The sequence below is a fragment of the Brevibacterium picturae genome (genome assembly GCF_030453725.1).
Lineage (GTDB): Bacteria > Actinomycetota > Actinomycetes > Actinomycetales > Brevibacteriaceae > Brevibacterium > Brevibacterium sandarakinum_A.
In genome coordinates this window covers 1-7,420 of the sequence record NZ_JAKDJU010000150.1, presented here as the reverse complement: position 1 = coordinate 7,420, position 7,420 = coordinate 1, and the positions used below count along the sequence as shown (strand labels likewise).

The following is a 7,420-nucleotide window of genomic DNA, read 5'->3' as shown; positions in this document are numbered from 1 at the left end:
TTGCTTCCGGCCAAGCAGCGGTGGCTGTGGTCATCGCGCGGAATATCGATCAGGGGAGAAGCGGCTGGTCGAGAGACAGGCGACGCCTGGACCGGCTTGTTCTCAGACACCCCCGGGAGGGAAGCCTACATTGCGTGCTTGACACCTCGTCTGACCAAGACCCAGTTCGCAGGAAAGCTGGTGAGGAAGCCGAGCATCATGGCGATCTGCATCATCAGCCAGAATGTCGGCGAATCAGGTCGGGGCGGTGTAGCGAAGAAGACCAGAGACACCAGCGCCATCCAGCCGAACATGCCGACTTCGAACGCGAGCAGTGACAGTGTGTCTGCTTTGATGGCGTTCTTCAGGGCTGCTTTCGGATCCTTGTGCTTCGTGAAGCCCATCCCGAAGTACTGGAAGGCGATGCCGAAGATATAGGCCAGGACGAACTCGACTATATAGTCGGTGAGCAGAGTCGAACCGGCGATCAGTATCCCCGTGAGGAAGACGAGAGGTGCGCCGATCATATCCCCGAGGGAGCAGCCTGCACTGCAGTGGGTCGTCGAGACGAACACGCTTTGCCAGAATGGCTTCTCTGGCTCGGACGCATCAGAGTGACTCTGCGACGACTGTTCTCGTCCCAGTCCGAAGTACGCCCATATGCCAACGACGGGGAAGAAGAGCCCGATGAGGGGCCATACGGCGTTCATGATCGGCATCATCGTCTGCCTGTACCTGAAGATGTCGACGGCGATCACTACCGCTTGGGCGAGACTGAGAATGAGTGAGATCCAGGCAATGAGATCGAGCCAATTCATTATCTCTCCGTTCTGAGTGATTGAGCAGACAGCGGTAGTGAAGTCACGACTTCCGTATACATGATCACCATATGATATTCGGTACCACGGGCCCACGGGGTTCGACATCGGCGAGTGGCTGACAGCAGACGAGGGAATGTGATGTCTGGCTATCGCTCCACGCGTCGACGCCGCGATCCGTCTGGCAGGGCCATGGCAGATGCGCCCGGTCCCTAGTGCCGCAGCTCTCACTGCCCCGGTGCACGGGACTTTCGCCATCGCCGTGCACAGGCGGCGTGGGCGACGATGCTGCTGTCGTCTTGGAACCGCGGTGTGCCGCGAGGACTCAATGAGGTGCAGCGGCGATCGTTGATGATGTGCATTCGTCGTTCACTTCTGTTCTTCTGCTGAATGAGGAGCACAGCGCTTGACGCCCGTTGTTGCAGACGACAAAAATGGTGCGGCTCGCCTCGAAACCATCGAGTACGAAGTCTGAGCGAGGCCTCGAGGTGAAATGGCCGACTCCATATGTGGTGAACACTGGCAGACTGGGGGAATCACAACCGGAGGGCGTTGCAATCGCTCGCCCGAACCACACGCGGTGCGTGTTGAAGGAGGCCCAGCCTTATGGAGATGCTCCAGAACGTCTTCGACAGCGTCGACAACGTCATCACTTACGTTCTCGTCGCTGTTCTGATTCCCACTGGTCTGTACTTCACGATTCGGACGGGCGCGGTGCAGTTGCGCCTGCTCCCCGAAATGTTCCGCACACTCGCCGAGCCCGGCGGCCACGATGCCGAAGGCAACAGGAACATTTCACCGTTTCGGGCCTTCTCCATCTCTGCGGCCTCGCGCGTGGGCACAGCGAATATCGCCGGTGTGGCCCTTGCGATCTCCTTGGGCGGTCCCGGCGCGATGTTCTGGATGTGGCTGACCGCCATCGTCGGCGGGGCGACGGCGTTCGCCGAGTCCGCGCTCGGCCAGCTCTACAAGGTCAAGGACGGCTCCAACTTCCGAGGAGGCCCGGCGTACTACATCACACGCGGGCTGAAGATGAAATGGCTCGGGGCGGCCTTCGCAGTGATCGTGGCCATCACCTACGGAATCGTATTCAACACGGTGCAGTCCAACTCCATCGTTGACGCGGTTGCGACGTCATTCGACGTCGATGCATCCAACTTCATGTTCAGCGCGATCGCCGGTCTGATCATCGCAGTCGGTGCCTACGCGATCTTCGCCGGTGGCGCCAAACGGATCTCAAACGTCTCCGCCTACCTCGTGCCGGTCATGGCCGGCCTGTATCTGATCGTGGGAATCATTGTCGTGTCGATGAACATCGACGCGGTCCCTGAGATGATCGGCACCATCTTCAGCGACGCCTTCAGCATGCACTCGATCGCCGGTGGAACGCTCGGTTCGATCATGTTGGTAGGAGTTCAGCGCGGACTGTTCTCGAATGAGGCAGGCATCGGCTCCGTTCCGAATGCCGCAGCGACGGCATCCGCTTCGCACCCCGCCAAACAGGGCTTCGTGCAATCGCTGGGCGTGTACTTCGATACGATCCTCGTCTGCTCGATCACCGCCTTCATCATCCTGCTCTCCAATCCCGAATACGGCAGCTCGGCCGAAGGGATCCAGCTGACCCAGACCGCCTTGAGCGGACAACTCGGCCAGTGGGCGATCCACTTCCTCACCTTCGCGATCTTCCTCTTCGCATTCTCTTCAGTTCTCGGCAACTACTACTACGGGGAAGCCAACATCGAGCATCTGACCCGCAGCCGAGCAGCACTGCGGATCTATCAGGTGATCGTGATGGTCGCTGTCTTCGTCGGCGCAATAGCCTCGCTCGACATCGTCTGGACTGCCGCAAACATTTTCATGGCGATCATGGCGCTGATCAACCTCTTCGCCCTGCTGATGCTCTCTCCACTGGTGTTCCGACTTCTGAAGAACTATATGGATCAGCGTCGTGCCGGGCAGGAACCCATCTTCCGTCGAGCCGACCTGCCCAGCTACAAGCACATCAGTACAGATATTGAGGCATGGGATGATACGGACGAGGTGGCCACAACCGAGTTCTGGGAGAACCGCGGCAGGAAAGTGCGCAAGGATCCCGTCGGGGAAGGGCACAACTCAGAGGAAGATGCCGGCTGAGGTCGAGGAATCCAGACCGAGCAACGGTCAGGCGTCCGACCATCTATCACCTGGCCGCCTGGCATCGGGCCACCGGTCCGCCTCTGTGCAGAATGCGAGGTATGTCGTGCAGAATGCGAGGTAGGTCCGGGGGTCGACCAGGCGCCGTCACCGTTGGCGAACATGTCGATAGGACAGGAACCGGCGGCGCAGATGATTCAGTCGCGGTCGATGGTGAGCACCCGGTAGCCCTTGGACGATCCGGTGCGGACGACGCTGAAGCCGTCTCCGAGAGTTGCGATGAGCCACTTGTGGAGCGAATCCGCGCCGAGGTTCTTCGACACGACCAGATCGGCGCGTCCACCAGGGGCCAATCGCGGCAGCCAGGTGGTCAGCAGGTCATGCAGAGCGTCCTTGCCGACCCTGATGGGCGGGTTCGAACGGATCGCACTGAATTGCAGGTCGGCCGGGATCTCGTCGGCGGTGACGGGGCGAACCGAATCCAAACCGTGACGCTGCGCATTCTTCGCCGTGGCATCAAGGGACCGGGAGTTGACGTCGAGCGCCCACACGCGAACATCCACCTCGGCGTCCTTGGCCCTGAAGGCCGCATCCAAGGAGATCGGCCCCCAACCGCACCCCAGATCGAGGATGTCGCCGGGTTCGGGCACCGGCAGATGTCGCAGCAGAACCGCGGTTCCCAGATCCAGACGAGTGGGGGAGAAGGTCCCCGAAAGGGTCTCAACCGTGACCTCGCGGCCCGCGAGGTCGAGTGTGAGCTCGCGTGTTCTGGCTTCGCTGCTCGGCGATTGCGTGAAATAGTGCTCTGACACCGTTCCAGTGTAGACGGCTGTGGGAGAATTGATGGACACCTCTTTCATCTGAGAGGAACTCGTCGTTCGGCGCCAATGCCGAGCGAGGAGTAGAAGCGAACAAAGGAATGAATGACGTCTACTGACAAAGAACGTCGGGACGCGATGCTCGACCGCGTTCTCGCCCGAGGCGCCCAGGCGCTGGGCACCAACGAAGCAAATGTCGACAACGACTCGCAGTTCGACCTGGCCGAGAGAGCCGCACTCAAACGAGTCGCCGGACTGTCCACCGAACTCGAGGACATCACCGAGGTCGAATACCGCCAGGTCCGCCTGGAGAAGGTCGTCCTCGCAGGGCTGTGGAACACGACACAGGCCGACGCCGAGAACTCGGTCAGGGAACTCGCCGCACTCGCGGAGACCGCCGGCTCCGAAGTCCTCGACGCAATCATCCAACGGCGTGAAACCCCGGACCCCGGCACCTACCTCGGCAAGGGCAAGGCCGCCGAGCTGGCTGAGATCGTCGCCTCGGTGGGGGCCGACACCGTGATCATCGACTCCGAACTCGCACCCAGCCAACGACGCGGACTCGAAGACGTCATCAAGGTCAAGGTCGTTGATCGTGTGGCTCTCATCCTCGACATCTTCGCCCAGCATGCCAAGTCGCGAGAGGGCAAGGCACAAGTCGAACTGGCTCAGCTCGAATACCTTCTCCCGCGTCTGCGCGGTTGGGGCGAGTCCCTGTCCCGCCAGGCGGGTGGCCGTGTCGCCGGCGGTGCCGGAATCGGCTCGCGCGGTCCCGGCGAGACGAAGATCGAACTCGATCGACGCCGGATCAGGGCCAGAATGACGAAGCTGCGCCGACAGATCGCCGCGATGGCTCCTTCGAGGTCGACGAAGCGGAAGAACCGCGCGCGCAATCACATCCCGTCCGTGGCGATCGTCGGCTACACCAACGCCGGTAAGTCCTCACTGCTCAACCAGCTCACCGACGCCGAGGTGATGGTGCAGAATGCGCTGTTCGCGACCCTGGATCCGACCGTCAGACAGTCCAGGACCGCCGACGGCATCACCTTCACCTATACCGACACCGTCGGTTTCGTCCGGAACCTTCCGCACCAATTGGTCGAAGCCTTCCGTTCGACACTTGAGGAGGCCTCCGACTCGGATCTGCTCCTCCACATCGTCGATGCCTCGCATCCGGACCCGCACGGACAGATCCACGCAGTCCGGGAAGTCCTCAAGGACGTCGACACCGGAGACATTCCCGAACTGCTCGTCTTCAACAAGGCCGACCTCGCCGATGAAGCCGTGGTGACCGGTCTCCACGCCGAATACCCGGAGGCCCGCTTCGTCTCTGCCGTGACGAAAGAGGGCGTTCCCGAGCTCGTCGAAGCGATCGAGGAGATGCTGCCGGCGCCGAATATCGAGGTCACGGTGCTCATTCCCTACCAGCGCGGTGACCTCGTGTCGAAGATCTATGCCCTCGGCATGGTCGAACATGAAGAGCACGGCGCCGGTGGAACCGCAATGCAGGCCAAGGTCCCGGCAGAACTGGCTGCCGAGCTCGAAGACTTCCGACGTCCGGATCTGGTCATCGGCGAGTGAGTGCCGTGGAAGACCTGCTCGAGTCCGCCGTAGGGGCCATCGGCGGCTCGACCCGCACAGGTCAGACAGAGATGGCCGACGCCGTCGCCTCGGCGGTCGACAAGGGCATTCACCTGTTGGTTCAGGCCGGCACCGGGACAGGAAAATCGCTGGCGTACCTGGTTCCCGCGGCCGAGTACTCCAGCCGGACCGGTAACCGTGTCATCGTGTCGACGGCGACCTTGGCTCTGCAGACACAGATCATCCATCGGGATCTGCCGCGACTGTTCAAGTCGGTGAAGAAGAGCCTCGATCCGCTGCCGCGGGCCGCCCTGCTCAAGGGCAGACGCAACTATGTCTGCAAACACAAGCTCGGCGGCGGATACCCCGATGAGGGCGAGGGCATGCTCTTCGACCTCGGCGCCGATGCGGAGGCCGGTCGCAAGCCGAACGACCGATCGGGGCTGGGCGAGGAGATCCAGCGGATCCGGACCTGGGAGAAGACCACGGACACCGGCGATCGCGACGACCTGCTGCCCGGCGTCAGCGACAGGGCCTGGTCACAGGTCTCCGTCAATGCCTTCGACTGCCTCGGCTCGAACTGCCCCCTCTACACCGAATGCTTCGCCGAGTTGGCACGCAACAACGCGGCCGAGGCCGACATCGTCGTGACCAACCACGCCCTGCTGGCCATCGACGCCTTCGGTGAGAACACCGTGCTGCCCGAACACGACGTCATCATCATCGACGAGGCCCACGAACTCAAGGACCGGGTCACGAACGCGCTGTCTGGCCAGATCAACACGAGCATGCTCTCGGCAGCGACGAGCTCCGTGCGCAAGCACACGATCGTTCAGGACGGCGTCGTCGCGCTGCTGGACTCGGCGGCCGCTGCACTGGAACGGGCTCAAAGCGGCGTCAGCGAGGGCCTGGTCATGAACATGAGTGAGGCGCTGTCGCTGGCATTGGCCCAGATTCGCGACTCCTCACGGCAGATCATCAACGACATCGGCGGCAAGACCGAGGATTCCGATGCCGGTCGCCAGATGGCCAAGGCTCGCTGCCAGGAGATCTTCGACCTGGCCGAGCGCTTCTGTTCACCGGGCAAGAACGACGTCGTGTGGTTGTCGCGGAGCACCTTCCGGGAACGTGAGACCACGAACCTCGTCGTCGCACCGCTGAGCGTCGCCGGCACCATGCGGTCAGGAATCTTCGAGGAGTCAACGGTGGTGGCCACCTCGGCGACCCTGTCACTGGGAGGGAACTTCGACGCGGTCGCGGCATCGTTGGGACTCTTCGGCCCCGACGCACCCAAGTGGGACAGCCTCGACGTCGGATCGCCCTTCGACTACGGCAAACAGAGCATCCTCTACGTCGCCGCCCACCTCCCGCGGCCTGGCCGCAGCGGCCTCAGCGAACAGGCCCTGGACGAGCTCGAGGAACTCGTCACGGCATCCAACGGGGGAGCGCTGGGACTCTTCTCCTCCCGCGCGGCAGCGAATGTCGCTGCCGAACATCTGCGGACGAAGCTCGACATTCCGATCCTCCTCCAGGGCGACGACGGGCTGCCCTCGCTCGTCTCCCAGTTCACCGCCGATGACGAGGCCTGCCTGTTCGGAACCATGTCACTGTGGCAGGGAGTGGACGTTCCGGGCCGGACCAATCGCCTCGTCATCATCGACAGGCTCCCGTTCCCCCGACCCGATGACCCGCTGATGCAGGCCAGGTCGAGAGATGCCGACAATCGGGGAGTCAACGGGTTCATGGCCGTCAGCGCCACTCATGCCGCCCTGCGCCTGGCACAGGGTGCGGGCCGCCTCATCCGTTCGACCTCGGACAGGGGAGTCGTGGCCGTGCTCGACTCACGCCTACGCTCGGCGCGCTACGGCGGCTATCTGGTGAATTCGATGCCGTCGATGTGGCCGACGACGGATTCGAGTCTCGTGAAGAGCAGTCTTGGACGCTTGGCGGCGATGGACGAGTGACAGTCACACACGGCTGACCAACAAGCACGCACGGTTCCCGCAAGGCGCTCTGTTCCCCACGAGCCGGATGCTCAGATGCACTGTGCCCCGACCGATATCGGTCGGGGCACAGCTGTGGGAACGTCAG

General features: G+C 62.5%; 5 protein-coding genes. 3 read left to right on the top strand and 2 right to left on the bottom strand.

What is annotated here, in order from left to right:
* Positions 1-125 precede the first annotated feature (125 nt).
* Positions 126-797, bottom strand: a complete 672-nt coding sequence (locus L0G76_RS12605; RefSeq protein WP_304357537.1) for a DUF4396 domain-containing protein — start codon at positions 795-797, stop codon at positions 126-128.
* A 606-nt stretch (positions 798-1,403) separates the two neighbouring features.
* Between L0G76_RS12605 and L0G76_RS12600 the strand changes: the two genes are divergently transcribed.
* On the top strand, positions 1,404-2,930 hold the full coding sequence (locus tag L0G76_RS12600; protein ID WP_304357536.1) for an alanine/glycine:cation symporter family protein: 1,527 nt from the start codon (positions 1,404-1,406) through the stop codon (positions 2,928-2,930).
* Between the two features lie 197 nt (positions 2,931-3,127).
* Here L0G76_RS12600 and L0G76_RS12595 read toward each other — a convergent pair whose 3' ends face one another.
* Positions 3,128-3,742, bottom strand: a complete 615-nt coding sequence (locus L0G76_RS12595; RefSeq protein WP_304357535.1) for a class I SAM-dependent methyltransferase — start codon at positions 3,740-3,742, stop codon at positions 3,128-3,130.
* Positions 3,743-3,853: 111 nt separating this feature from the next.
* Here L0G76_RS12595 and hflX point away from each other — a divergent pair, with 111 nt between their 5' ends.
* On the top strand, positions 3,854-5,329 hold the full coding sequence (gene hflX, locus L0G76_RS12590) for a GTPase HflX (protein WP_304357534.1): 1,476 nt from the start codon (positions 3,854-3,856) through the stop codon (positions 5,327-5,329).
* Positions 5,326-7,293: an ATP-dependent DNA helicase gene (locus tag L0G76_RS12585; protein WP_304357533.1), complete on the top strand. Its 1,968-nt coding sequence runs from the start codon at positions 5,326-5,328 to the stop codon at positions 7,291-7,293. Before hflX ends, L0G76_RS12585 begins: the two co-directional genes overlap by 4 nt.
* Positions 7,294-7,420 lie beyond the last annotated feature (127 nt).